Annotated in this window: 21 protein-coding genes, 4 tRNA genes and 1 pseudogene; 7 read left to right on the top strand and 19 right to left on the bottom strand. The window is 61.4% G+C overall.

Going from position 1 to position 22,973, the window contains the following annotated elements:
* Positions 1-199 precede the first annotated feature (199 nt).
* The 5 genes from J3P91_RS07800 to J3P91_RS07780 all read left to right on the top strand — a co-directional run bounded on the left by J3P91_RS07800 (position 200) and on the right by J3P91_RS07780 (position 5,809).
* Entirely contained in the window at positions 200-2,647 is a 2,448-nt protein-coding gene (locus tag J3P91_RS07800; protein WP_434603236.1) for an acyl-CoA dehydrogenase, read from the top strand.
* Between the two features lie 88 nt (positions 2,648-2,735).
* On the top strand, positions 2,736-3,143 hold the full coding sequence (locus tag J3P91_RS07795; protein ID WP_305496075.1) for a PA2817 family protein: 408 nt from the start codon (positions 2,736-2,738) through the stop codon (positions 3,141-3,143).
* 381 nt (positions 3,144-3,524) lie between these two features.
* Positions 3,525-4,748, top strand: coding sequence for a type II and III secretion system protein family protein (locus J3P91_RS07790; RefSeq protein ID WP_434603234.1), 1,224 nt, complete (start codon positions 3,525-3,527; stop codon positions 4,746-4,748).
* Between the two features lie 56 nt (positions 4,749-4,804).
* A complete protein-coding gene (locus J3P91_RS07785) occupies positions 4,805-5,518 on the top strand; it encodes a tetratricopeptide repeat protein (RefSeq protein WP_434603232.1) in 714 nt (237 codons plus the stop codon).
* A gap of 21 nt (positions 5,519-5,539) precedes the next feature.
* A complete protein-coding gene (locus tag J3P91_RS07780) occupies positions 5,540-5,809 on the top strand; it encodes a DUF3613 domain-containing protein (protein ID WP_434569374.1) in 270 nt (89 codons plus the stop codon).
* A 342-nt stretch (positions 5,810-6,151) separates the two neighbouring features.
* Here J3P91_RS07780 and J3P91_RS07775 read toward each other — a convergent pair whose 3' ends face one another.
* The 12 genes from J3P91_RS07775 to J3P91_RS07720 all read right to left on the bottom strand — a co-directional run bounded on the left by J3P91_RS07775 (position 6,152) and on the right by J3P91_RS07720 (position 16,418).
* On the bottom strand, positions 6,152-7,117 hold the full coding sequence (locus J3P91_RS07775) for a type II secretion system F family protein (protein ID WP_434603230.1): 966 nt from the start codon (positions 7,115-7,117) through the stop codon (positions 6,152-6,154).
* Positions 7,118-7,144: 27 nt separating this feature from the next.
* Positions 7,145-8,131, bottom strand: a complete 987-nt coding sequence (locus J3P91_RS07770; protein WP_434569376.1) for a type II secretion system F family protein — start codon at positions 8,129-8,131, stop codon at positions 7,145-7,147.
* Positions 8,128-9,567, bottom strand: a complete 1,440-nt coding sequence (locus J3P91_RS07765) for a CpaF family protein (RefSeq protein ID WP_434603228.1) — start codon at positions 9,565-9,567, stop codon at positions 8,128-8,130. The genes J3P91_RS07770 and J3P91_RS07765 overlap by 4 nt, the downstream gene beginning before the upstream one ends.
* Positions 9,568-9,570: 3 nt before the next feature.
* Positions 9,571-10,791, bottom strand: coding sequence for an AAA family ATPase (locus tag J3P91_RS07760; RefSeq protein ID WP_434603226.1), 1,221 nt, complete (start codon positions 10,789-10,791; stop codon positions 9,571-9,573).
* Positions 10,785-11,279: a TadE family protein gene (locus tag J3P91_RS07755; protein WP_434569379.1), complete on the bottom strand. Its 495-nt coding sequence runs from the start codon at positions 11,277-11,279 to the stop codon at positions 10,785-10,787. Before J3P91_RS07755 ends, J3P91_RS07760 begins: the two co-directional genes overlap by 7 nt.
* The gene (locus J3P91_RS07750; protein ID WP_434569380.1) at positions 11,279-11,743 is read right to left on the bottom strand and encodes a TadE/TadG family type IV pilus assembly protein; all 465 of its coding nucleotides are present in this window, start codon (positions 11,741-11,743) and stop codon (positions 11,279-11,281) included. The genes J3P91_RS07755 and J3P91_RS07750 overlap by 1 nt, the downstream gene beginning before the upstream one ends.
* A gap of 8 nt (positions 11,744-11,751) precedes the next feature.
* Entirely contained in the window at positions 11,752-13,083 is a 1,332-nt protein-coding gene (locus tag J3P91_RS07745) for a TadE/TadG family type IV pilus assembly protein (protein ID WP_434605028.1), read from the bottom strand.
* A gap of 70 nt (positions 13,084-13,153) precedes the next feature.
* Entirely contained in the window at positions 13,154-13,969 is an 816-nt protein-coding gene (cpaB, locus tag J3P91_RS07740) for a Flp pilus assembly protein CpaB (protein ID WP_434603224.1), read from the bottom strand.
* A gap of 15 nt (positions 13,970-13,984) precedes the next feature.
* Positions 13,985-15,313, bottom strand: coding sequence for an AAA family ATPase (locus J3P91_RS07735; RefSeq protein WP_434603222.1), 1,329 nt, complete (start codon positions 15,311-15,313; stop codon positions 13,985-13,987).
* Between the two features lie 2 nt (positions 15,314-15,315).
* A complete protein-coding gene (locus J3P91_RS07730; protein ID WP_434603221.1) occupies positions 15,316-15,846 on the bottom strand; it encodes an A24 family peptidase in 531 nt (176 codons plus the stop codon).
* Positions 15,847-15,872: 26 nt separating this feature from the next.
* On the bottom strand, positions 15,873-16,067 hold the full coding sequence (locus J3P91_RS07725; protein WP_434569384.1) for a Flp family type IVb pilin: 195 nt from the start codon (positions 16,065-16,067) through the stop codon (positions 15,873-15,875).
* A 156-nt stretch (positions 16,068-16,223) separates the two neighbouring features.
* On the bottom strand, positions 16,224-16,418 hold the full coding sequence (locus J3P91_RS07720; protein ID WP_008070254.1) for a Flp family type IVb pilin: 195 nt from the start codon (positions 16,416-16,418) through the stop codon (positions 16,224-16,226).
* A gap of 297 nt (positions 16,419-16,715) precedes the next feature.
* Between J3P91_RS07720 and J3P91_RS07715 the strand changes: the two genes are divergently transcribed.
* Entirely contained in the window at positions 16,716-17,576 is an 861-nt protein-coding gene (locus J3P91_RS07715) for a helix-turn-helix domain-containing protein (protein ID WP_434603219.1), read from the top strand.
* 60 nt (positions 17,577-17,636) lie between these two features.
* Here J3P91_RS07715 and J3P91_RS07710 read toward each other — a convergent pair.
* From J3P91_RS07710 to J3P91_RS07695, 4 genes are all read right to left on the bottom strand, one after another.
* Positions 17,637-17,712 (bottom strand) — tRNA-Gly (locus J3P91_RS07710).
* Between the two features lie 3 nt (positions 17,713-17,715).
* Positions 17,716-17,791: transfer RNA gene (locus J3P91_RS07705), tRNA-Glu, on the bottom strand.
* A 105-nt stretch (positions 17,792-17,896) separates the two neighbouring features.
* Positions 17,897-17,972: transfer RNA gene (locus J3P91_RS07700), tRNA-Gly, on the bottom strand.
* 2 nt (positions 17,973-17,974) lie between these two features.
* A tRNA-Glu gene (locus tag J3P91_RS07695) sits at positions 17,975-18,050 on the bottom strand.
* A 371-nt stretch (positions 18,051-18,421) separates the two neighbouring features.
* Between J3P91_RS07695 and J3P91_RS07690 the strand changes: the two genes are divergently transcribed.
* Positions 18,422-19,180: a hypothetical protein gene (locus J3P91_RS07690; protein ID WP_305496076.1), complete on the top strand. Its 759-nt coding sequence runs from the start codon at positions 18,422-18,424 to the stop codon at positions 19,178-19,180.
* Between the two features lie 227 nt (positions 19,181-19,407).
* Here J3P91_RS07690 and J3P91_RS07685 read toward each other — a convergent pair whose 3' ends face one another.
* The 3 genes and pseudogenes from J3P91_RS07685 to J3P91_RS07675 all read right to left on the bottom strand — a co-directional run bounded on the left by J3P91_RS07685 (position 19,408) and on the right by J3P91_RS07675 (position 22,883).
* A complete protein-coding gene (locus J3P91_RS07685) occupies positions 19,408-20,112 on the bottom strand; it encodes a methyl-accepting chemotaxis protein (RefSeq protein WP_434605026.1) in 705 nt (234 codons plus the stop codon).
* A gap of 204 nt (positions 20,113-20,316) precedes the next feature.
* Positions 20,317-20,463: pseudogene (locus J3P91_RS07680) on the bottom strand (HAMP domain-containing protein); the annotation flags it as partial.
* 1,022 nt (positions 20,464-21,485) lie between these two features.
* Positions 21,486-22,883: a PLP-dependent aminotransferase family protein gene (locus tag J3P91_RS07675; RefSeq protein ID WP_434603217.1), complete on the bottom strand. Its 1,398-nt coding sequence runs from the start codon at positions 22,881-22,883 to the stop codon at positions 21,486-21,488.
* Between the last annotated feature and the right edge of the window lie 90 nt (positions 22,884-22,973).

Genomic DNA, 22,973 nt, shown 5'->3' with positions numbered 1-22,973 from the left:
AGCAATAACGGCGTTTCAGCCAAACAATGGCGTTTTCTCACCTGACCAACGAACGATTTCCTACCGGTGTTGCCAACCAGACTGGCGCAATGCATCCAAGGTTTCCCACGAAATCAATCACATCGCGCCGACCGCCGGTTTTACAGAGGACGTCTAAGCTCTGAGGGTCGGTCTTGCCCTGGTTCACGGAGGATTATTTATGCTGTTGTTGTGGATACTGGTTCTGGTCGTCGGGATAGCCTGGCTGGCACACCGCCGCACCGCCCCGCTGCCAGCGCTGGGCATCGTTGCGGTCTACCTGTTGGCGATGGGGATCTTCAGCCATGCGCCCGGGTGGCTGCTGCTTGTCCTATGGCTGGTACTCGCCGCCGTTGCAGCCCCGCTGTTGCTACCTGACCTGCGCCGCAGATATTTCAGCGCGCCGATGTTCGACTGGTTCCAGAAAACATTGCCACCGATGTCCGAGACCGAGCGCGATGCCATTGATGCCGGCACGGTGTGGTGGGACGGGGAATTATTCAGCGGCCGGCCGGACTGGGACATGCTGCTGGCCTACCCAAAAGTGAAACTGACTGACGAAGAGCAGGCATTCCTCGACGGTCCAACCGAAGAACTCTGCGCGATGGTCAGCGACTGGCAGATCGGCCAGGCCATGGACCTGCCGCCCGAAGCCTGGGCCCATATCAAGGAACATGGTTTCTTCGCCCTGATCATTCCGAAGGAATACGGCGGCAAGGGATTTTCCGCCTATGCCCACTCCCAGGTGGCGATGAAACTGGCGACCCGCAGTGGCGACCTGGCGTCCACCGTGATGGTCCCCAACTCCCTCGGCCCGGCAGAACTGCTGCTGCACTACGGCACCGATGAACAACGCAACCATTATCTGCCGCGACTGGCCCGGGGTGACGATATCCCCTGCTTCGCCCTGACCGGGCCGCTGGCTGGCTCCGATGCGGGGGCGATGCCCGACACCGGGATCATTTGCAAAGGCGAATGGCAAGGCCAGGAAACCATCGGCCTGCGCTTGAACTGGGAAAAACGCTACATCACCCTCGGCCCCGTCGCCACCCTCCTCGGCCTGGCCTTCAAAGCCTATGATCCCGACCACCTGCTGGGTGAAGAAGAGGACCTGGGGATCAGCCTGGCGCTGATCCCCACGGATACGCCCGGTGTCAATATCGGTCGCCGTCACCTGCCTCTTGGCGCCGCCTTCATGAACGGACCGAACTGGGGCAAGGACGTGTTCATTCCGCTGGACTGCCTCATTGGCGGCCAGGCCATGCTCGGCAAGGGTTGGATGATGCTGATGAATTGCCTGTCGGTCGGGCGCTCGATTTCCCTGCCGGCGGTAGGGACCGGCGCGGCGAAGTTCACCAGCCTGGTCACCGGCCAGTACGCCCAGGTAAGGGAGCAATTCAACGTGCCGTTGTCCGCCTTCGAGGGCATTCAGGAAGCCATGGCACGGATCGGCGGCAATGCCTGGCTGATGGACGCGGCACGCATGCTGACCGCCAACGCGGTGGACCTCGGCGAAAAGCCTTCGGTACTGTCTGCCATCCTCAAGTACCACCTGACCGAGCGCGGCCGCGAGTGCATCAGCCACGCCATGGACGTGCACGGCGGCAAGGGCATCATCATGGGGCCGAACAACTACCTGGGCCGCAGCTGGCAAGGTGCGCCGATTTTCATCACGGTCGAAGGCGCGAATATCCTCTCGCGCAACCTGATGATCTTCGGCCAGGGGGCGATTCGCTGCCATCCGTTCGTATTGAAGGAAATGGCCCTGGCAACTCGAGAAGACAAAGACCAGGCATTGGTCGAATTCGACGGGTTGCTGCTCAAGCACATCGGTTTTGCCATCGGCAACGCCGCCAGCACCCTGGTCCTGAACCTCGGCCTGGGGCACTTCGACAACGTGCCGGGCAATGCCCTGAGCCAAGGCTATTTTCGTGCTCTCAACCGGCAGGCGGCGGCATTCGCCTTGCTGGCGGACCTGAGCATGATGCTGCTGGGGGGCGAACTCAAACGTCGCGAACGCCTGTCGGCCCGCCTGGGCGATGTATTGAGCAACCTTTACCTGGCCTCGGCGGCGCTCAAGCGCTATCACGACCTTGATTCGCCAGACCATATGGCGCCGCTGTTTCGCTGGGCCATGGAGGAAAGCCTGGGTCAATCGGAGCGGGCACTGGACGAACTGCTGGTCAACTTCCCGAATCGGCTGCTGGGCGGCCTCTTGCGAGTGGTGGTGTTTCCTTTCGGCCGCCGTCACAAGGGACCGAGCGACAGGCTGGACGCCGAGGTGGCTGCCGTTATCGGCCGCGCCAAGGGCGATCCGACTCTGGAAGAGCTGCTCCAAGGCTGTTATCGCCCGCAGTCGGAAGAGGACCCGGTGGGCGCGCTGCAACATGCCGCTGATCTGCTGGCCGCCGCTCAACCGCTCCACAAAAAGCTTCATGGAGCGCTCAAGCAGGGTCAACTCAACCCGGCGCCAGGCGAACACGTCATCGATGCGGCCCTGGAGGCGGGTGTCCTGCAAGCCGGTGAGGCGCAGACCCTGCACGCAGCCGAAGCGGCACGCCGCAAGGTCATCGATGTGGATGATTTCGACAAGGAGGAACTGACGCTCGCCGAGGCCAAGGTGCGGTGATGCTGGCAGCGATCTGATCGATAGCATGTAAAAGCGGGCGCAGGGGCTTTATACTCCTGCGCCCGTTTTGCTCTTGAGGACTTATCTCGTGTCCAACGTCGTTGCCGATCACCTCGTCTTGCTTGACCACTTGCGCAGCATCCTGGTCGCCGTGGGTGAGGCCGAACAGGTTCCCGAAGAAAGCCATGCGCTGTTCCTGGAGCGCTTTGACGAATTGCGCGCGCAACTGCCAGTCGACCCGATCGAAAGCCAGTACCTGGGTCAGGACCTGCTGTGCCAGGTGATCGTGCGTTATCCACAGATCGCCCACCTGGTGCCTCGAGACCTGCTGTGGTATTTCGGCGGCGATTGCCTGCACTACATGCCCGACGAAGAGATCGCCCTGTACCAGGCCCTTGAGGAACGTCGTTTCGAAGCCGAGCAAAACGACGAGCCGTTCGACTGGAACCAGGAAAAACAATTGCTGGCCATGTCGGATCAGGACAGCAAGCACTGATTGCCCGCCATCACTCGAAGGCCCGCACGGTTTAACCCTGCGGGCTTTTTTTTGTGGGAATGAAAGAACATCGGGAGACCCGAATCGCCCTGCCCCGCCAATTTCCTCCCCGGCGCAAGACAGCAAAAAGATATTTTATTGACACCTGTTTCTTAGTTTCTTTCCTTCCGTCAGATTTCAGGCGGAAACTTCATTTGCGACGTGGCGCTTTGCCATGGGTGAACTACCGTCACAACAGCAGGACTCGGGACGGCATGTCTGACCACGCCCGAGGCCACCCGATCAGGCGATCAGGTGAGATACAGAGGGGCAGCCCGGGCCTCTTAAGTGATCCGAGGCGACCGACCAGCCTGGGATGGCCTCTCTGACGAGGATCACTTCATGACCTATCGCACCGTGCCTACACTAAAACGCTTCATACATGGATTGTTCTGGATGGGCCTCGGCCTGGAAGCAGCCCACGCTGCTTCGGCCAACTGCTCGCAACTGGACAATCTGCCCGCGACCTTCGAGGTCGGCCAAGGGCTGCAGAATGAACTGCGTATCCTGGCCCCCGTGACGAAGCTGGCGGTGGGCGATCCGAAGATTGCCGACGTGCAACCCAGCGGCAGCGATGCCTTCATTCTCACCGGCCTGATGCCCGGTGCCACCAGTCTGATGGTCTGGACCGAGTGCTCGAAAATACCGCGCCAGAGCATGGTCTTCGTGACGGGCCGGGCCACCGCGGCGCTGACCAGCGCCGCGAGTGTGCCGTCGGAAGACCCGATGCTGCTTGCCCAGGTCCAGACCGACATCCGCTTCGTCGAGGTCAGCCGGACCAAGCTCAAGGAGGCCTCGACTTCGATTTTCGGCAGCCGTGGCAACTTCCTGTTCGGCTCGCCCAGAACGCTGCCCACGATCGGCGGCGTAGTCCGTCCTTCCCTGCCGGTCAACAACGACATGTTCAACCTGTCCTTCGCCACCGGGCAGACGCTGCTGATGATCAATGCGCTGGAGGGCAGCGGTTTTGCCTATACCCTGGCGCGGCCGAGCCTGGTGGCGCTCAGCGGGCAAAGCGCGAGCTTCCTGGCCGGTGGCGAAGTACCGATTCCGGTGCCGAGTGCCGGGAGCGACAACGTGTCCATCGAGTATAAGGAGTTCGGAATTCGCCTGACGCTCACGCCGACCGTCATCGGCAAGAATCGCATCGTGTTGAAGGTGGCGCCCGAAGTCAGTGAACTGGATTTCACCAACGCCGTGAACATTGCCGGCACGCTCGTCCCGGCGCTGACCGTGCGCCGCACCGATACCAGCATCGCCCTGGCCGACGGTGAAAGCTTTGTCATCAGCGGTCTGATCAGCACACGCAATGCGTCTCAGGTGAACAAATTTCCGGGCCTGGGCGACGTGCCGATTCTCGGTGCATTTTTTCGTGACAACTCGATCAATCGCGAAGAGCGCGAACTGCTGATGATCGTCACGCCGCACCTGGTTCAGCCTTTGGCCGCCAACGCTCAGTTGCCGACGCTACCGGGCGAGCAACTGCGCAACTATGACCCGAACTTCTATCGCATGTATTTCCTTGAAAACGGCGAGTTCGACAAGCGCAGCGGGCTTTCCCAATGAGCCGCCATCCGAAATCCGAGGCGTCACCCATCCAGCCGGTGACAAGGGGAAATTCAATGAAAACATTGACCGCAATAGCGGCGGCCCTGGTGTTGACCGGTTGCGCCAGCAACGGCACCGTGGCCTCGCACCCGGCCAGTTGCGCCAAGCCCGGATCCGATCAGGATCTGGCCCTCAACCTGGCCGATGACATGGCCAATGATGGGCGCTTGTATGCCAGCCTGGCGAACCTCGAAGGTTTACCCGAGGAGCTGGTCCAGGTTCGCCTGCGCAAGGCTCGGGTGCTGCGCCTGATGGGGCGCAACGAGGCCGAGCCGCTGTACAGGAGCCTGCTCGGGACTTGCCTGGCCGCCGACGGCGAACATGGCCTGGGGCAGTTGGCCGCCGCTCGAAATGATTACGCCAGCGCTACGGAACACCTTGAGCACGCCGCCAGGATGGCCCCCTCCGAAGGCAAGATCCGCAACGACCTGGGGGTGGTCTATCTCAACCAACGCCGGATTCCCCAGGCCCGCTTCGAGTTCATGACAGCCATGGAACTTCAGCGATCAGACTCGCTGGCGGCACTTAACATGGTCACCCTGTTGATCTACCAGGACAACTGGAAGCAGGCCGCCGAGCTCGCGAACATGGCCAAGCTGAGCCCTCAGCAGATAGCTGATGCCCAGGCCCGCGCGGAAAAAATCAGGGGCTCGGCCAGTCATCCCCTGACGACACAAGCGAACCGCCTGAACGAGGTCGTCGAGGCCTCAACCGGCGCGGCCAAGTAGAGCATTCGAGGAGTCCGGACAATGAAAACCCAACAATTGATGATCGTTTGCGTGGCCTGCCTGTCTACCACCGCCTGGGCGATCGAGCCAGGTCCTTCCTCCGCGGCGCAGCAAGGCACCGAGCGCTGGATGCAACTGCAGATCCGCGGTGTCGTGGCATCGACCAATCTTCAGACCGTCTCGGCCACCGAACGCGAGCTGGCCATGCAGCGCTGGCTCAATAGTTTCACCTATCCGATCCCGGAATTTTTTGACCAGGACTCGGGTGGAGAGATCACCAGCAGCAAATAACACCCGTCACGACAACCCCGGGATCGCAGCCTTCGGCAACCTTGCATTCGATGCAGGACTGCCGGGGCTGCGATCTTTTGTCTTACGGGTATTTGACTGAAACAGACCGGGGCCGCTGCGCGCCACAGCGGGAGCAAGCTCCCTCGCCACGGAGTGTGGTGCCTGAAGATGCAGCGACATAAGCGCGGTCAGCGGATGGACATGAATAGGTGGAGCAACACAAGCACTTGTGGGAGCGAGCTTGCTCGCGATAGCGATCTGGCAGCCAACATCTACATCGACTGTTACAGCGCTTTCGCGAGCGGGCTCGCTCCCACATGAATCTATGACAGACAAGCAGTGCTACATATTCCCGAAAGCCCTGAACACACCGATCATGGCGGGGCCGATGGCGACCAGGAAGAAGCTTGGCCAGAGGCAGCAGATCAGCGGGAAGATCAGTTTAGTGCCGATCTTGGCACCCATTTCTTCGGCGGCCTGGGTCCGCCGGTCACGAAATTCGTCGGCATAGATTCGCAGGGTATCGGCCACGCTGGTGCCGAAACGGATACTTTGCGCCAACAGGCTGACCAGGCCCTGGATGTCTTCCAGGCCGGTGCGCACGGCCAATTGCTTGAGCGCCTCGGTGCTGGTGATGCCCGCGCGGATCTGAGCGTTGACCAAGGCCAGTTCCTCGGCCAGTTCGACCTGGCTGACCGACATTTCTTCAGCCACCCGTTCTATCGTCGTGGGCAGGGCCAGGCCTGACTCGACGCAGACGACCATCAGGTCCAGCGCATCCGGGAACGCCGCGCGCAAACGGGTTTGCCGTGCCTGCTTGCGCTTGCCGACATAGAGCGCCGGCAACAGCCAGCCGATGCCGGCAACGAGCGTCACGGCCAGCAAACCAATAGCCACTGAAACCTTGATCATCGGCAGCAACACCAGCGCAAGGCCAATCATCAATAGCGGCAGGATCAGGCGCACAGCCCAATACATCTGGACCGCCGAGGCGGAGCGGTAGCCAGCATGCGTCAGCAGCATCTGGGTCGCCGAAACCTGCGTCGGGTCGGCCGAGGCAAAGCGCTGGCCGACCCGCTCCAGCAGCAGTTGCAGGTTGCCGGGCGCCTCCTGCCCCGCCGTGCTGCCGGCATAGCCGCGCTTGATCAACGCCAGGCGCCGCTGGACCGGGTCCTGCAAGCCCAGCAAAAGCAGGCTGACGGCAACGGCCGCGAGCACCGTGCTGAGGCCGATCACAGCGATGAACAACAGCCGGGCGAGCTCCTCGCTTCCGGTGAACCGACTGAACAACCCAAGTAAGAAATCCATGACTGCCACCTCTGGGCATAACTGCGCTTAAACCTGGATCCGGATAATTTTCTTGATCCAGAAGATTCCGATCAACATGGCGCAGAAGGCACCGATGATCAGCTTGTGACCGATGGGGTCGTTGATCAGCACAGGCATGTAGCTGGGGCTGGTGAGCACGATGGCGATCGCCAGCACGAACGGGATCGCCACCAGTACCCAGGCCGACATGCGTCCCTCCGCCGACAACGTTCTGATTTTGCGCTGGAAGCGAAAGCGCCCGCGGATCAACCGGCTCAGGCGCTCGAGCACTTCGGTCAGGTTGCCGCCGGTCTCGCGGTGAATGAGGATGGAGGTCACCAGCATCATCACGGTCATGCTCGGCATGCGCTCCAGCAGACCCAGCATGGCCCTGCGCACGTCGTTGCCATAGTTGATGTCGGAGAAGGTCATGCCGAACTCCTGGGCCACCGGCCCCTTGTGCTCCTCGGCCACCAGTCGCAAGGTTTCGTTGAACGGATGCCCGGCGCGCAAGGCCCGGCACATGGCGTCCAGCGCATCCGGCAAGCCCTCCTCGAACGCAGCGAAACGCCTGTTGCGGTCGCGCATGATTTTCAGCAGCGGCAGCCACGTCACGACAAACGACGCGATCAGCGCCATCCACCAGAGCGGCGACACCAGCAGCACCGCGGCCCCGGCGGCCACGCCCAGCGCCAGGCCGAGCAGCATGACCCGATAGGCCCGGTATTCATGGCCGGACTGTTCGATCATCTGGGTCAGGCTGGCCATGAACGGCAGTTGCTCCAGCCGGGCCTCCAAGGGAGACAGGCGCGTCAGGTATTTCTGCCGCAATACCGTCTGCATGTTGGGCAAGTGATTGGCTTTCTCCAGCACATGCAGACGGCCACGAATGCGCTTGCGCATTTTCCCCGCCTCGCCGAAGACCGGGACCACCACGCCCTGGGACAGCAGGAACACAGCCACAAAGACCATGCCGAGGAACGCCAGGATGAACTCACCAGGAATGTTATTCATGACTGCCGACCCTCCATCCACTCAGGACGGAACAGTGTCAGCGGCAGCTCGATGCCGCGCTTGGCCAGCACGTCGCGAAACGCCGGGATCATGCCGCTGGGCCGATATTCCCCGAGCACCTCACCGTGCTCGCCGAGACCGTGGCGGGCAAACGAGAAGATTTCGGTCATGGTGATGATCTCCCCTTCCATGCCATTGATCTCCTGCATGCTCACAACGCGACGCTTGCCGTCTTCTTGACGCTCCAGTTGGATCACGACGTCGATGGCCGAGGCAATTTGTTGACGCATCGCCTTGATGGGAAACGTCGCCCCGGTCATCGACACCATGTTTTCGATTCGTCCCAGTGCATCGCGGGCGGTGTTGGCATGGATCGTCGTGAGAGAACCATCGTGGCCGGTGTTCATGGCGGTGAGCATGTCCATCGCTTCGGCGCCACGCACTTCGCCGATGACGATGCGGTCGGGGCGCATCCGCAGGCTGTTGCGCACCAGTTCACGCTGGCTCACCTCGCCACGACCTTCGATGTTCGAGGGCCGGGTTTCCAGGCGCACCACGTGGGGTTGCTGCAGCTGCAACTCGGCCGAATCCTCGATGGTGACGATGCGCTCGTTATGCGGGATGAAGCTCGACAACACGTTGAGCATGGTGGTCTTGCCGCTGCCGGTCCCGCCGGAAATCAACACGTTCAGGCGTCCGCGGACGATGGCCTTGAGCAGCAAGGCGATGGCCGGGGTCATGGTGCCCACCTGGATCAGGCTGTCGGTGTTGAGCAGGTCCACGGCAAAACGCCGGATCGACATGCTCGGGCCGTCGATGGCCAGCGGCGCAATGATCGCGTTGACGCGCGAGCCGTCCTTGAGGCGTGCGTCGACCAACGGCGAGGACTCATCGATGCGCCGGCCGAGGCTGGAAACGATGCGGTCAATGATATTCAACAAGTGCTGGTCATCGCGGAAACGCACGTCGGTGCGTTGCAGCTTGCCGAAGCGTTCGACATAGACCGAGGCGAAGCCGTTGACCAGGATGTCGGAGACGCTGTGGTCGGCCAGCAACGGTTCCAGTGGCCCGAGCCCGAGTACTTCATCGGTGATCTGCTTGATGATCAGTTGGCGGCTGGCCGTGCTGACAGGGGCCGAATGTTCTTCCAGCAAGCGCTGGCAGATATCGCGGATCTGCCGCGCAGCCTCGGCCTGCTCCAGGGCATCGAGCAGGGACAGGTCCATGACCTTGAGCAGTTGCTGATAGATTTTTTCCCGCCACTCGGCTTCCACCGGGGTAACCTGGCTGCGGGTTTCATAGAGCACATCCGGGATGGCCTGCTCCCATGGCATCAATTCATCCATGCTATCGGGCAGGCTGTCTCTCGGCTGGGCGGCTGGAGCCGCGGCTCTGGCGGGCTGTTTGCGCAAGCGGTTGCGGAAGTCGCTGATCATGAGTCATCCCCCGAAAAAACGGTTGAAGGCGCGTTTGAGCAGGCCTTTGTCTGCGGCCATCTGGTGACCGACCAGGTCCTCGGCCAAATCGCGCAGGGCGGCGGTGATAGCCGCCTTCGGCGCATGCAGCCCCAACGGCACGCCAGTGTTCTGACTCTGGCTGACCAGGTTGAAGTCATTGGGTAATTTCGACAGGTTCGCGCAACGCAGGGCCTCGCCAACATCCTTCAGACTGACGGCGGAGGTCTTGTCGTAGCGGTTGATCACGATCTGCAATTGCTCGCCGCGCACGCCCAGGTCTTCGCGAAGGATCCGCACCAGGGCGCTGGCATCACGCAGGTGGCTGACGCTCTGCTGGACCACCACGTACACCCGGTCGACCTGCTCCAGGACTGCGCCGGTGAGGTGGTCGATCTGCCTGGGCAGGTCCACCACGACCCAGTCATAGCTGCCGCGTGCCAGTTGCAACAGCACATCGAGCTGCTCGGGCTGGGCATCCTGGGGCAGGCACAGCTCGCCGGCCCGGCCACCCAGCACATGCAAGGTCGGGCTGAAATGGCTGCAAAAACCGCGAAGCGCCACGCTGTCCATGTCATCGACCTGCTGCAGCACTTCAAGGTGGCTGTGGGACTGCGCCACGTCCAGGTAATGGGTCACGCTGCCAAACTGCAAGTCCATGTCCAACAGCAAGGTATTGCCTGCACGAGCGCTGAGTTGCTGGGCCATGTTGCACGCCACCAGGGTCCCGCCGGAGCCGCCCTTGGCGCTGATCACTGCAATCAGCTTGCCTTCGTTGCCGTTGCCGAGACGCACTTCGGCCACCAGCCGGTTCAGCGCGGCCGCCAGCTCCGTATCGGCGAAAGGTTCGGGCAGCACGTCACGCGCACCGGCCTGCATGGCCAGGCGCATGCCCTCCTGCTCGCCCAACAGACCGCACACCAGCATCGGCGGGCGCTCATGGGCCGGACGTTGCAGCAGCGCCGACAGTTCCTCGCGCCACAGATGGCTGACCCGCAACAGCAACAGGTCAGGCATGCGATCGAGGCCGAAGAGCGGATCGACATGCCCGTTGCTGACCAGCCGGGTGCTGACTTCAAGGCCCGGCATGCGCTGGCAGACGCATTGCAGATCGCGCAGCGACGTCGCGTCGCGACTGCTGACCAGTAACCGCAAGCCGGGCCTGCCGGTAGCGGTCGTGAGCGGAGTTTCCCGGGTGTTCAGCATGGTGTGATCTCCCCTGAATCGGAATGACGCCCAAGACTTTCGCGTGGCAAGGTCGCCCTGAAGGTAGGCAACGTGATCGACACGCCCAAGCCGGGGATGAACAGATTGAAAGTGAAGTTCTGCACGCTCAGCTGCACGTAGCGGATGGCCCGAAAACCTGCGGTGCCAGTGGTGTTGGCCGGGTTGGCGACGACAGCACCGTCGACGTCCAGGTACGTCAGCGCCAGGTTCGTGGTGGCCAGGTTGCTGATCAGCTGGCTGGTGCCGGCGTCCGTCGCGGCGTTGAAAATGGCCCGGCGCAAGACCACCGGATCGCTGATGTTGCACACCGCCGCCAGCCGTGCCCCGCGCCGTGCCGCTTCATCCAGGGCATTGGCAGTGAAATACAGGCGGCCCATTTCGACGACGCCGAACAGCAGGGTGAACACCAGCAGGCCGACGAAGGCGAACTCCACGACATAGGTACCGCGCATGTGCTTGCGGTTCATCAGAGCGCCCTCATCACGGTAGTCGCGACCAGATCGATGCCCAGGCGGGTAGGAGCACCGAAGAAGCCTGGAATCACAGTGCCGATGACCGGGGAAAAGGCATGGGTGATGGTCACCCTCACGTGATTGCTGCCCACGGCCTCGACCACCACGTTGCCGACTGTCAACCCCGGCACTACCGCCGCACCGGCGGTGCTGGGCACGCCATACACCGCGACGTTTTTTGTCCGGGTCCGCAGCGTGCCGTTCAAGTCGATGGCGCCAAGGGTGGTGTTCCAGGCCTGGCTGGAGACGAAGCGGCCGGCATCGCGACTGGCTTGCAGCAGCACGTTGTACTGATAAAGCATGCGACCGAACTCGCCGAAGGCCAGCAACAGCAGCAGCAACAACGGCAGCACCAGAGTGAATTCCACCAGCGCCACCCCTTGCTGGGCGCGACGCGGTCTGAATGGGACAAGTCTCATGACGCCTCCTACGAGTCGGTGCTCGGAGTGCCGCTGCCGTTGAGGTAGGTTTTATAGAGCTGGATGATTTGCGGGCCGGCATCGCTGGACGGCGTCGGCCCGGGGACGTTGTCGCCCTCGCACTCCTGGACGAACTGACCGAAGATGACGGATTCCGAACCACCGCCGTTCACCGGCTGCACGACGAAATAGCAGCCGAAACCGAGGACCGGGATCGAAGTCGAGCCGCTGAGTTTTCCGGCGCAGTCGCCGATGACGATTTTCAGCATCCTGCGCTCGAACACCCCATTGCTTTCACAGCCGCTGCCGCCTCCCGCGACACACGCGGCAACGCTGGCGCGCCAATCGTTGTAATCCAGGATTGCCTGGCCGCCCGCCGACAGGTCGCCATTGCTCGAGGTGACAGACTGGCCTTCGTATCTGGGGCCAAGCGCATCGTCATAGGTCATTGCCGGCGTGTTGGAGGCCGTGACCAGATCGGGCGGGTAGTCGGAGGAACTGACCGGACCGTTGTAGATCCCGAAGCGGGTGTTCAGGCCCTGGGATGTCGGGCCCGCCTTGTTGCCGGGCGAGGTCTGGACGTTGTCCCCGACACTGCGGCAAATCGAACCACCACCGGCCAGGTCTTCCCGTACCGCACTGCCGCCGGAGCCAAAATCGAGCAGTTGGAAGTTGCCCGGTCCGATGGGCGAAGTATTGCCTGCCGCAGTCTTCAACACTTCCAGGTCACCAAAGCGGTAGCCCCAGAAATTGCCGGCGGCCGGGTTGTATTGAGAGGTATCGCCACAGACCATGAGCGGCGCCAGATCGCACGGAGCCGTCGGGCTGGGGCCTGCCGTGGCGATCGCCGCGACTCTTTTGTTGCCCAGGCCGTCGCTGCCTATCGTCTGGACGGCACTCCAGAAGAACCCGTTCAGTTGATAACTGGCGACCGATACCCGTACGTACTTCGCATCGGTCGGGCCAGGATAGGAGAAAGGCCCATAGACGCTGCTGGCCAACTCGACCACGGCAAACGCCCCCGGATTGCCGGCGATGGCCGTTGCGAGTTCGGCGTTGCCAGCGGCGTCGGCATTGAGCGTCAGGGTGTCCAGGGCCGCCGTGCGGGTACTGCTGGACATGTTGACGCCACCGCTCACCTGGCTCAGGGTCTTCGCGCCACCCAAGGCCGCGGCATCCACCGCGTTCTGCAGGCGCGTCTTGTTCAGCAACATGTGACCGCCGTCCAGGGCCAACGCCGCCATCATGGAAATCGCCACCAGCGCGATCACCATCAATACACTCACCGCCCCTCCCTGGCGTCTAGGCAGCGTCAAGGGCTGCCGGGTACTGGAATTCATCATCGAGCCCTCATCTACAACGTTGAGGATCGGTATCGCCAGCCCGAGGGGGCTGGCACGGGTGCTTCATTCAGCGGATGTTGATCACACTGCTTTCAACCCCACGGATCAACGTGACCGCACTGCCCTGAGGCTTGGCGCTGCGCTGCACCGCAGGCCGTGGCACCGGAGCTGCAGCCACCGCCATCATCGGCGCCGGAGCTGGCGGCGCAACGGCCACGGCTCTCTTCTCCAGGTTCAACGGGTTGCGCAAGGCCAGTTGCAGCTTGCCTTCGGTCTGCGCGGTGACCAGCAATTCCGCTTCGCTGGCGGACATTTCCAGGGTCACGGCCCGCACCACTACCGGTTGGGTCTTGTCAGTACCCGCCGTCTGGTCCACCGCCAGCACCCGCAGGTTCTCCAGCAGAGTCCGGGACGTGGCGCTGTTGCTACCGGCGTTGGTGGTCTTGGTCGCCAGCACATCGACCCGATTACCTGGCAACAGGAATCCACCGACACCGACCACATCATCCACGCGTACCGATATGGCGCGTTTGTCCGGCGCGATCAGCGAGGCCAGGGTGCTGCCACCCAAGTGCTCGCTGAGCCGGGCACCGCGCACGATGTCGCCGCGCAGGATGTCGAACGTGGCGATCTTGCCCACGGCTTTTTCACTGGCATCGAAGGCATCGTCCGGGATGGTGTCCATGGGCATGCGCACGGTCGTCACCTGCTGGGCCTCGACCATTTGCCCGAAGGGGATTTGGACCGTCGCGATGACGACGCTGCGCAGATGATCGTCGGGGGTCGCGTTGAGTCGCGCGCTCAGCCAGGAGTCAGCCATCCATGCGGCACCAAGGCCCATTACCAGGGAAACGCCTATCAGCGAAAACGTACGAGAGCTCATGTCGGTATCTCCAGATCAAAGGAAGTCGAGCTGAACGAAGTAGTTGTGCCAGGCCCACTCCAGCTCTTGGGGCGCCAGGGGCCCGGAACCGCCCAGGTAACGCTGGCGGTCGAGCGCCATGCTCAACAGGTCGCGGGGATGGCAGGGCACCAGCGGCATGCCCTCGCCCCCATACAACCGCTGCAGGACATGACGCACCAGCAGCGGGTCATGCACGATGCCCAGGCGTTCGCATTCCTGGCGCCAGATGCGCTCGTATTCCTCGGGTTTGAGGTAGCCGAACTGGACCTTGTAGCCGATGCGCCGCAGGAAGGCCTCGTCGGCCAGTTCGAGGGGATTGAGGTTGGTGGAGAACACCAGCACCAGGTCGAACGGCAGCTCGCAGTGGCGGCCGCCGCCCAGGTTGATGAAGTCGCGCTTTTCCTCCATCGGCACGATCCAGCGATTGAGCAATTCAGCCGGGGCCATGCGCTGGCGGCCCATGTCGTCGATGATGAACAGGCCGTTGCTGGCCTTGAGCTGCAAGGCCGCCTGGTATTGGCGGGTGAACGGGTCGTAGCGTACGTCCAGTTGCTCCATGCTCAATTCGCCGCCGGTGATGACGATCGGACGTTTGCAGCACAGCAACCGGCGATCGATGCCTTCGTTGAGCATCAGGCTGTTCGTCTGGCTGCTGTCATCCAGACGCTGGTGCACCTGCGGATCGTAGATCTCGATCACCGACTCGTTGATGACGATGGCGTGGGGCACCCAGATGGCCTCGGCAAACAACCGGATCAGCCGGCTGCTGACGTAGGTTTTCCCAGTGCCCGCCGGGCCGTAGATCATGATTGCTCGCCCGGAATTCAGCGCGACGCCCAACTGGTCGAGCATGCCCTGGCTCAGCACCATGCCCGCCAGGGCGTGGTTCATATCCTTGGCGGTGATACGGCCGTGGTGGATGGTCTGGATCTTGATCAGCGAGCGATACGTGCTGACCGGGAACGGTGCCGCGCCGATGTAGCCACTGCGGGCCAGCGCATCCCGGGCGAAACTGCGGCCGCGTTCGGTCAGGCCATAACGCAGCGACTGCCCGCCTGCCTGGGCCAGCTGGCCCAGCACTTCGACCCGGCCGTCCTTGCGCAGGAAGGCCAGCACTTCCTCCAGCACTGCGCCGGTCAGGGCCAGGCGTTCGACCAGTCGCGACATGTCCAGCACACCGGCTTCGTGCAAATGCTTGCAGAGCAGTTCGCCGAGAAAGCTGTCGGTCAGGCCGGTGTCGCGTATGGAGCCAGGCTGGGGCGCCAGGCGCTGCACCGCTTCCCGTTCACTGGGGTAGGCATCGCTATCGTTGATGACGTGCATGACTAGACTCCCCAGCCGTCGGCAACCAGTTGCCAGTAAACGCTGTTCAAGGTGCCGATCAGGATTGCAATCGAATAGGGAAAAGGTTTGCCAGCCACCTCATCGACAGTGGGCGCCAGATAGGCCTGGGCCCGGACGCTCAACCAGTAACGCTGCAGGGTCCGGAGCAGTTGGCCGCGGGCCAGGACGATCAGGAAACCGCACACCCCGCCGGCGATCAGGCTGAACAGCGCCGCCCAGAGGGCGTAATGAAAGGGCAGGAAACCGCCGACCATGGTCATCAACTTGACGTCGCCAGCGGCCATGCCGCCCACGGCGTACATCGGCAGGAACAGCGCGAAACAGATCAGCATGCCCAGCAGGCTGTCACCCAACCCGCTCAACCCGCCGGTATAAACCTGGCCGGCCAATCCCAGCGCAACCCCCGTCAGGACCAGCGTGTTAGGGATACGGTGGCGACGCAGATCGCCCACCACCGCCACTCCCAGCAGTCCTAGCAGCAATACTGTCGATATCAGCAATTCCATGGACATGACGTGCCTCCCTGTTGCGATTGTCGTTAGCAGGCCACGTTGCCGTTGGCGGCCTGGCACAGCGCGCGGATCTTGGTATCCACGACACCGCCCAGGAGGACGAAAGCCGCTGCCACCAACACCGTGATCAGGCCGCCCGCCACGGCGTATTCGACGATGGTCAGGCCATCTTCATCCTTGGCGAACTTGCTGATTGCAGTTTTTGCTGTTTGAAGAGTCATCTTGATTCACCCTACCTTTGAACAAAGGCTCGAAGTCATGAACTTAGTTGTCGGGGACAGCACCAAGTCCATTTGTCCAAGTCGTTGTACTCACTGCAAAAGAGTCGCAAGCAGCTTCCCTGGAAGTTACCGTGTCCCCATCGCGCAAGTTCGCCGTCAGCAGGCAACGTTGCCGTTGACGGCCTGGCACAACGCACGGATCTTGGTGTTGACAGCCCCGCCCAGCAGGACGAAGGCTGCGGCGACCAATACGGTGATCAGGCCACCGGCCACGGCGTATTCCACAATGGTCAGGCCATCTTCATCTTTGGCGAACTTCAGTACCGAAGCCTTGATAGTTTGAAGAGTCATTTCGCACACCTCATCGGGGTTGTTTTCAAAGAGGCAGTACTTTGCGAACTGCCTGATGCAACCCTAGTCAGCAGGTCGGTACAGTCGTTAGGAGGATTTTGCACAACGCTAGGATTATTTTGCGCGGCAGACGAAATAGCCCTGCCCATGAACCCCAACCCTCCCGGGCGCTATACCGGCGGTGGCTGGGGCACGCGCTAAAGGACGGGACGCCGGGGAAAATTTATTCGGCAAACTGATAGCACATTGACAATACTGCTAGCTAACGGGCAGGAAGAACCACCGAGTAGTTGTCCTATGGCGCCGAATCAGACTGGAAAGCCCAAGCTGTTGTGGTTCGATCTGACGCATGATCGGTCCACCAAGGAACTCGCCAGCCAGTTCGAGCAAACGTGCAATTGCGTCCTGGCAAAAAACCCCCTGCTGCCCAATGGCGTACAGGCCGACATGATCTGCATTCATTTCGACCGGCCGGATACCCAGGGACTCAGGCGGCTGCTGGACATCAAGCGCACCGTCCCGGCAATTCCCATCAGCATGTTCACGGTGCAGCACTCCGAGGAGCTGGCGGTCTGGGCCATGCGCTCGAGCGTCTGGGAATACATGGTACTTCCCCTGACAGCCGCCGAGAGGAAACGCTACCTGACCGCCGTGGTGCAATTGTGCGAATTGCGCAGGCAGGCTGGTGGCCATGGCTCGACCTCGCAGATCGACCATGCGCCAACGCTGCCGGACAGCATCCGCCTGACCTCCGGGCATCAGAAACACCAGGCCCTCAACCACATCATGCTGTACATCGACCAGCACTTTCGCGACAGCATCGATCAGCGCGACCTGGCCAAGCGTTGCGGCATGACGACGTTTCGCTTCAGCCGCGTGTTCAAGGAGACCAATGGCCTGGGGTTCACCGACTACGTGCTGAACAAGCGCATGAGTTTCGCCAAGGAATTGCTCGACAACAGCCAGATGCCCATCACCAGCATCGGCTACGAGGCCGGATTCAAGGACCCGTCCTACTTCGCGCGTGCCTTCAAGCAGTACGCCAACTGTACGCCGAGCGAATATCGCCTTGCCTATCTGATGCGTTGCGCAAGCCCGGCGCCGTTGCCATCGGATGAGGAGGCGCTGGAAAGCCTGGTACACAGCCTTGAGGGCTGAAAAAGACTTTTTTCACGCGCATAAAAAAACGCCGCTCGATGAGCGGCGTTTTTTTGAATTTGGAGCGGGAAACGAGACTCGAACTCGCGACCCCGACCTTGGCAAGGTCGTGCTCTACCAACTGAGCTATTCCCGCAAATGGCGTCCCCTAGGGGACTCGAACCCCTGTTACCGCCGTGAAAGGGCGGTGTCCTAGGCCACTAGACGAAGGGGACACGCTAACTGGAACACATGGTGTGTATCCCAGTGCCCAAATCCGCATCCGAAGATGTCGGCTCTGGTTTCACTCAGCCCTGCCCGAAAGCAACGCTGTTTAAAATTGGAGCGGGAAACGAGACTCGAACTCGCGACCCCGACCTTGGCAAGGTCGTGCTCTACCAACTGAGCTATTCCCGCATTGGCGTCCCCTAGGGGACTCGAACCCCTGTTACCGCCGTGAAAGGGCGGTGTCCTAGGCCACTAGACGAAGGGGACACACGTACAACATTCACTGCTTATCGCGTTTGGCTGAGTGCTTTACGCTGTAAGTGGCGCGCATTCTATGGATGGATTGGAGGGTCGTCAACCCCCGAATATAAATTTATTTAAATCAATGACTTCGCCCGGTTTGAGGAGGATTCGCGGATTTTCCCCGTCCGCTCTCTGGCGCCTATATTCTGTCGCCCGCCAAGGGGTTATAGTCGCGCCCGACAAATAGTGGCAATGTGCATCTACTCCGCTACGCGCCGCGTGAACAGTACGTCGCCCGTCTAATCGCGTCGCTCGGGCCTATGCGCTTAAAAGCCAAGCCACTACACTCATGACATGCGAACGCTAATAAAGAGGTCTTACCGGTGACACCACTCATGATCACCCTGCTCGTCGTAGCCGGGATCGCACTGTTGATCGCCATTGGCTACATGAACCATGTGGTGGAAAACAACAAGCTGGAAAAGGCCCGCACCAAAGTCGAACTCAACGACCGCTTGCGGCGTTGCGGCGAGCTCACGGAAACCTTCCCCGGCCAGTTGATGACCCCGGCCCTGAAATTGCTGATGACGCGCCTGGAGATGAATGTCTGCCAGCGCTTGCTCAATCTTGAAAAGTCCAACGCTGCGGTCAAGGCTCGCCTGGATGAACTCTCCGCATTGGCTGCCCAGGGTGAGTCGATTCCGGTAAGCAACCCGCCGGCACCGATACAAACCGAGGCCAAGGCCAAGGATGTGCGGTTTCTGCTCGAAGCGTTGCACGGCCAGATCACCCGCGCCGCGCAGGATGGCTTCCTGCCGCCCAACGAGGCCAAGCGCTGGATCCGTGAAGTGCGGCACCTGCTGGTACTGCTGCACATCGAGTTCTTTAACAATCTCGGTCAGCAAGCCTTGCAACAGGAGCAACCGGGGCAGGCCCGCCTGGCCTTCGAGCGGGGCGTGCAATACCTGCGCAAACAGCAGGAGCCGCAGGTCTATGCCGAACAGTTGGCCTATCTGGAGAAGCTTCTGGCCCGCGCCAACGCCCAGGTCCTGGCCAGCACCCAGCCGGTCGAGGGCGAGGTTAACCAGTTGACTGAAGGGTTGAAGGAAGACGAAGCGAACGACGAGTGGAAAAAGAAGAAAGTCTACGATTGAGTTCGGACTGATAGCCCGCCCGTTTCTTGTGCAAACACATTTCTCTGTGGGTGGGAGCGAGCCTGCTCGCGAAGAGGCCAGCACATCCAGCATCTCAGTGCCTGACACGCCGCCTTCGCGAGCAGGCTCGCTCCCACAGGGTCTGGTGTCGCACATGATGCAGCGCATACCGAAGATCCAATGTAGGAGCGAGCCTGCTCGCGAAGGCGATCAGTGCAGCCCCACACTCACAACCTGAAATGCCCCACCATCCCCTTCAACTCGCTCCCCAGCTGTGCCAGCTCAATGCTTGAAGCGGCATTGCCCTGCATGGCCATGGACGATTGATCGGCGCTGGCACGGATACTGGTAACACTGCGGTTGATCTCTTCAGCCACCGAACTCTGTTGCTCGGCTGCCGCCGCGATCTGTTGGTTCATCTGCTGGATCAACGACACCGCCGCCGCGATGCTGCCCAGTGCGCTTTCAGTCTGCAGCGCATCGCTGACGGCCATTTTGACCAATTCGCCGCTGCTCTGGATCTGTTGTACGGAGGCCTGTGCGGCCGAGCGCAGGGCGCTGACCAATCGCTCGATTTCCTCGGTGGACTGTTGCGTACGCTTGGCCAGGGCTCGTACCTCATCGGCCACCACGGCAAAACCCCTGCCCTGCTCGCCAGCCCTGGCCGCCTCGATAGCGGCGTTGAGCGCCAGCAGGTTGGTTTGTTCGGCGACGCTCTTGATCACGCTCAGCACCGTGCCGATGTTCTGTATCTCGGCGCTGAGGCTTTCGATGCTGGTGCTGGCCGACATGGCCGAATCAGCCAGTTGTTCGATACGCACCATGCTCTGGCGCACCACCCGCTGGCCGCTTTCAACCTTGTCGTCGGCGGTCTGGGCTGCTTGCGCGGCCTCTTCGGCGTTGCGCGCCACGTCATGCACGGTGGCGGTCATCTGGTTCATGGCCGTGGCCACCTGCTCGGTCTCCTCCTTCTGGCTGCTGACTTCAAGGTTGGTCTGCTCGGTCACGGACGACAGCGACTGTGCCGAGCTGGCCAATTGCTCGATGCCGGCCTGCAAGCCGCTGACGATGCTGCTCAAGCCGGCCGCCATCTGCTGCATGGCCAGCATCAACTGGCCGATCTCATCCCGACGTGTCACATCGACCTTGGCACTCAAGTCACCTGAAGCAATCTGTTGGGCGACGCGAATGACACTGCGCAGCGGCGTAACGATCAGGCGGGTGATGAGCCAGGCAGCGATCAATCCCACCAGCAGGGCCAGGGCCGACGAACCGACGATCATCAGCGAATTTTTCTTCAGCTCCGCCTGCATTGCACTGTCTTCGGCGTTGTAGGCCTGGTCGACCCGCGCCACAACCTGGTCGGCACGCTCATGCAATTGTTGGTAGACGGTTTTCTCCTTGGCCAGCAAACCGGTGTATTCGGCCAACTGCTGATTAAATCCGCCGATGTGCCCGGCCACTTCGTTGAGTACGGTCTGGTAACCTGGATCCTTGACCGCGCCCTTGAGTACTTCGGCCAGTTTCATGGCCTGCTCGGCCTGTTCGATGTTGCCTTGCCCAGCGTTCTCCTCGCTGCCTTTACGGCTCTGGTCCAGGCGAACCCGCGCTTCGTTCATGGCCTGCAGCATCAGCCGCGAGACCTCGCTGACCTGGTTGGCCTGCTCGATGAATTCCGCACCGTCCTTGCCTTCGGACTCTTTCAAGGTATAGGCGCCGTCATCGGCCAGACCCGCCTGCAACACATCCAGGTTGTTGGCGACACTGGAAACCGACCAACTGGCCATTTCCAGGGCCAGGTCCTTGCTCTGGCTCAGATCCACAAACTCATCGAACGCCTTGCGATACGCCGCCAGGGCCTGCTCCACATCATTCATCACCGGTACATTGGCAGCCGATTGCGCCTTGAGCTCATTCGCCAGGGCAACCAATGCATCGACACCCTGGCGCAAGGCATCGGCCGTCTTGGGGTCGGAGCGCGAGGCGTATTCCTGCTCAAGCAACCGGACCTTGAGCAACCCGCTGTTGAGGGACGACATCTGTTTCAAACCATCGAAACGCTGACTGATGGTTTGCAGGGACCAGACACCGATGGCCGCCACCAACGCGGTGAGCAGCAACACCAGGAAAAACCCGATGCCCAGTTTTTTCGCCATACCGAGGTTGGCAAAACGTCCTTGCACGGCCGTAATCATTGCGCCCAGTCCTCTGCCAGTGTGTGTTGCTTGCAGATTCGCAACGAGACACCTCGCAACACAAGATGCCTGCGTCGGAATAATGGCAAAAAGCTACAGCCGCGTCGTTTTCAGGACACTTGAGGTCGATCCAGAGCCGTGGCATGGAAAAACGCCAGCGCCTTGGGGTCTCGGGCATGGGCCACGTTGATCCGCAACCAGTCAGTGTCGGTGCCTGAAGGACTGAACGCCGTACGCGAGGACAGCTGGATGCCGCAGTACCTGGCCAGACGCTGCAACCTGGCATAGTCGCAAACGGGCGGACGCGCCCAAATGAACAGCCCTCCCGCCGGCTTGCCAAACACTTCCCAGTCGGTCTCGTCGAGCAACTCCAATGTTACAGCCATATCGGCATTCAACCGCTGTCGCTGGCGCTGGACCAGTTTTCGGTAGGCACCGTTGGCCAACAGATTGGTCAACACCGCTTCACAGAATCGCGACCCGCCCATGCTGGTTATTCCCTTGACCTCGCTCAGGCGCGCGATAACGCAGGACCTGGCTGCCACGAAGCCGACTCGCAAAGAACTGCTGAGGGTTTTCGAGAAACTGCCGAGGTAGATCACATCGGCATCCAGAGCGGCCAGTCGGACTCGCGTCGAACCCTGGAAGTCGGCATAGACATCGTCCTCGATGACCAGCAAGGCGTGCTCTTTCGCCAGCTCCAGCAACCGCTGGGCCACGGCCAGGGACAGGTTGCTGCCGGTCGGGTTGTGGCAGGCACTGTTGATGAACAGGGCACTGGGGCGATGCATCGCCAACAGACATTCGAGCGCAGCGATGTCCGGGCCGTGGGGAGTCCTCGGCAGTTCGACCATGTCGATCTTGTGCAGCCGGAGCAGGTCGAACAGTTTCGAATAACCCGGGCTTTCCACCACGACGCAGCTCCCTGGTTGCAGAAGTGTCCGCACGATCAGGTCCAGCCCGTGGCTTGCCCCCGTCGTGGTCAGGACCAGGTTTTCATCAGCGTTGATATCAAACTGTTTCAGGCGCCTGGACAATTGCTCCCGCAGTGCCGGCAGCCCCATCGGCGTGCTGTAGTTGAACAGCCCCGCCATGTCGGTTCGAGAGACCTGGCGGATCGCATAACCAAGGTCATCGCTTTCACGCCAACTCTCCGGCAACCCGCCGCCACCCAACTCCAGTGGCCCTGGCAAACCGTCCCCCAATCCCGCCTGCTGGTCAGAAATGCCCGGCGGCCAAAACTGATCGACAGGCTCATGCCATGCCAAGGGGCCTGAGGCAACCAGAAAACTTGAGCCGTGACGAGATGCCAGCAACCCCTGGGCCACCAGCCGCTGGCAAGCCTCGTGGACACTCGCCTGGCTTAGCAGGTTTTCCCGCGCCAACTGTCGGATGGACGGCAGTCGGGCTCCTGGCGGTACCACACCCTGGCGGATCCGGCTGGCCAGCGCGTCGACAATTTGCTGCACGACAGGCACCAGGGCCTGCCGGTCGATTCTCAACTCCATGAGTAACCAAGCTCCTAAGCGTATGTGTTTGCGTTCACAAACAGTTAAGCACAGGGCCGGATCGGACGATGTAAGCCAACGGCGTGAAAA

Source organism: Pseudomonas sp. Z4-7 (assembly GCF_051131965.1).
Classification (GTDB): domain Bacteria; phylum Pseudomonadota; class Gammaproteobacteria; order Pseudomonadales; family Pseudomonadaceae; genus Aquipseudomonas.
Note: the sequence above shows the minus strand (reverse complement) of the source record. Positions and strands in the feature narration are given on the sequence as shown.

Bases quoted from the DNA above. Each gene is read 5' to 3' on its own strand.
- J3P91_RS07685 (WP_434605026.1), bottom strand. From the start codon at position 20,112: ATGACCGCCACCGTGCATGACGTGGCGCGCAACGCCGAAGAGGCCGCG.
- J3P91_RS07780 (WP_434569374.1), top strand. From the start codon at position 5,540: ATGAAAACCCAACAATTGATGATCGTTTGCGTGGCCTGCCTGTCTACC.
- J3P91_RS07715 (WP_434603219.1), top strand. From the start codon at position 16,716: ATGGCGCCGAATCAGACTGGAAAGCCCAAGCTGTTGTGGTTCGATCTG.
- J3P91_RS07800 (WP_434603236.1), top strand. From the start codon at position 200: ATGCTGTTGTTGTGGATACTGGTTCTGGTCGTCGGGATAGCCTGGCTG.
- J3P91_RS07735 (WP_434603222.1), bottom strand. From the start codon at position 15,313: ATGCACGTCATCAACGATAGCGATGCCTACCCCAGTGAACGGGAAGCG.
- cpaB (WP_434603224.1), bottom strand. From the start codon at position 13,969: ATGAGCTCTCGTACGTTTTCGCTGATAGGCGTTTCCCTGGTAATGGGC.
- J3P91_RS07770 (WP_434569376.1), bottom strand. From the start codon at position 8,131: ATGAATAACATTCCTGGTGAGTTCATCCTGGCGTTCCTCGGCATGGTC.
- J3P91_RS07755 (WP_434569379.1), bottom strand. From the start codon at position 11,279: ATGAACCGCAAGCACATGCGCGGTACCTATGTCGTGGAGTTCGCCTTC.
- J3P91_RS07720 (WP_008070254.1), bottom strand. From the start codon at position 16,418: ATGACTCTTCAAACTATCAAGGCTTCGGTACTGAAGTTCGCCAAAGAT.
- J3P91_RS07745 (WP_434605028.1), bottom strand. From the start codon at position 13,083: ATGAATTCCAGTACCCGGCAGCCCTTGACGCTGCCTAGACGCCAGGGA.
- J3P91_RS07790 (WP_434603234.1), top strand. From the start codon at position 3,525: ATGACCTATCGCACCGTGCCTACACTAAAACGCTTCATACATGGATTG.
- J3P91_RS07785 (WP_434603232.1), top strand. From the start codon at position 4,805: ATGAAAACATTGACCGCAATAGCGGCGGCCCTGGTGTTGACCGGTTGC.
- J3P91_RS07760 (WP_434603226.1), bottom strand. From the start codon at position 10,791: ATGCTGAACACCCGGGAAACTCCGCTCACGACCGCTACCGGCAGGCCC.
- J3P91_RS07730 (WP_434603221.1), bottom strand. From the start codon at position 15,846: ATGTCCATGGAATTGCTGATATCGACAGTATTGCTGCTAGGACTGCTG.
- J3P91_RS07765 (WP_434603228.1), bottom strand. From the start codon at position 9,567: ATGATCAGCGACTTCCGCAACCGCTTGCGCAAACAGCCCGCCAGAGCC.
- J3P91_RS07675 (WP_434603217.1), bottom strand. From the start codon at position 22,883: ATGGAGTTGAGAATCGACCGGCAGGCCCTGGTGCCTGTCGTGCAGCAA.
- J3P91_RS07690 (WP_305496076.1), top strand. From the start codon at position 18,422: ATGATCACCCTGCTCGTCGTAGCCGGGATCGCACTGTTGATCGCCATT.
- J3P91_RS07750 (WP_434569380.1), bottom strand. From the start codon at position 11,743: ATGAGACTTGTCCCATTCAGACCGCGTCGCGCCCAGCAAGGGGTGGCG.
- J3P91_RS07775 (WP_434603230.1), bottom strand. From the start codon at position 7,117: ATGGATTTCTTACTTGGGTTGTTCAGTCGGTTCACCGGAAGCGAGGAG.
- J3P91_RS07725 (WP_434569384.1), bottom strand. From the start codon at position 16,067: ATGACTCTTCAAACAGCAAAAACTGCAATCAGCAAGTTCGCCAAGGAT.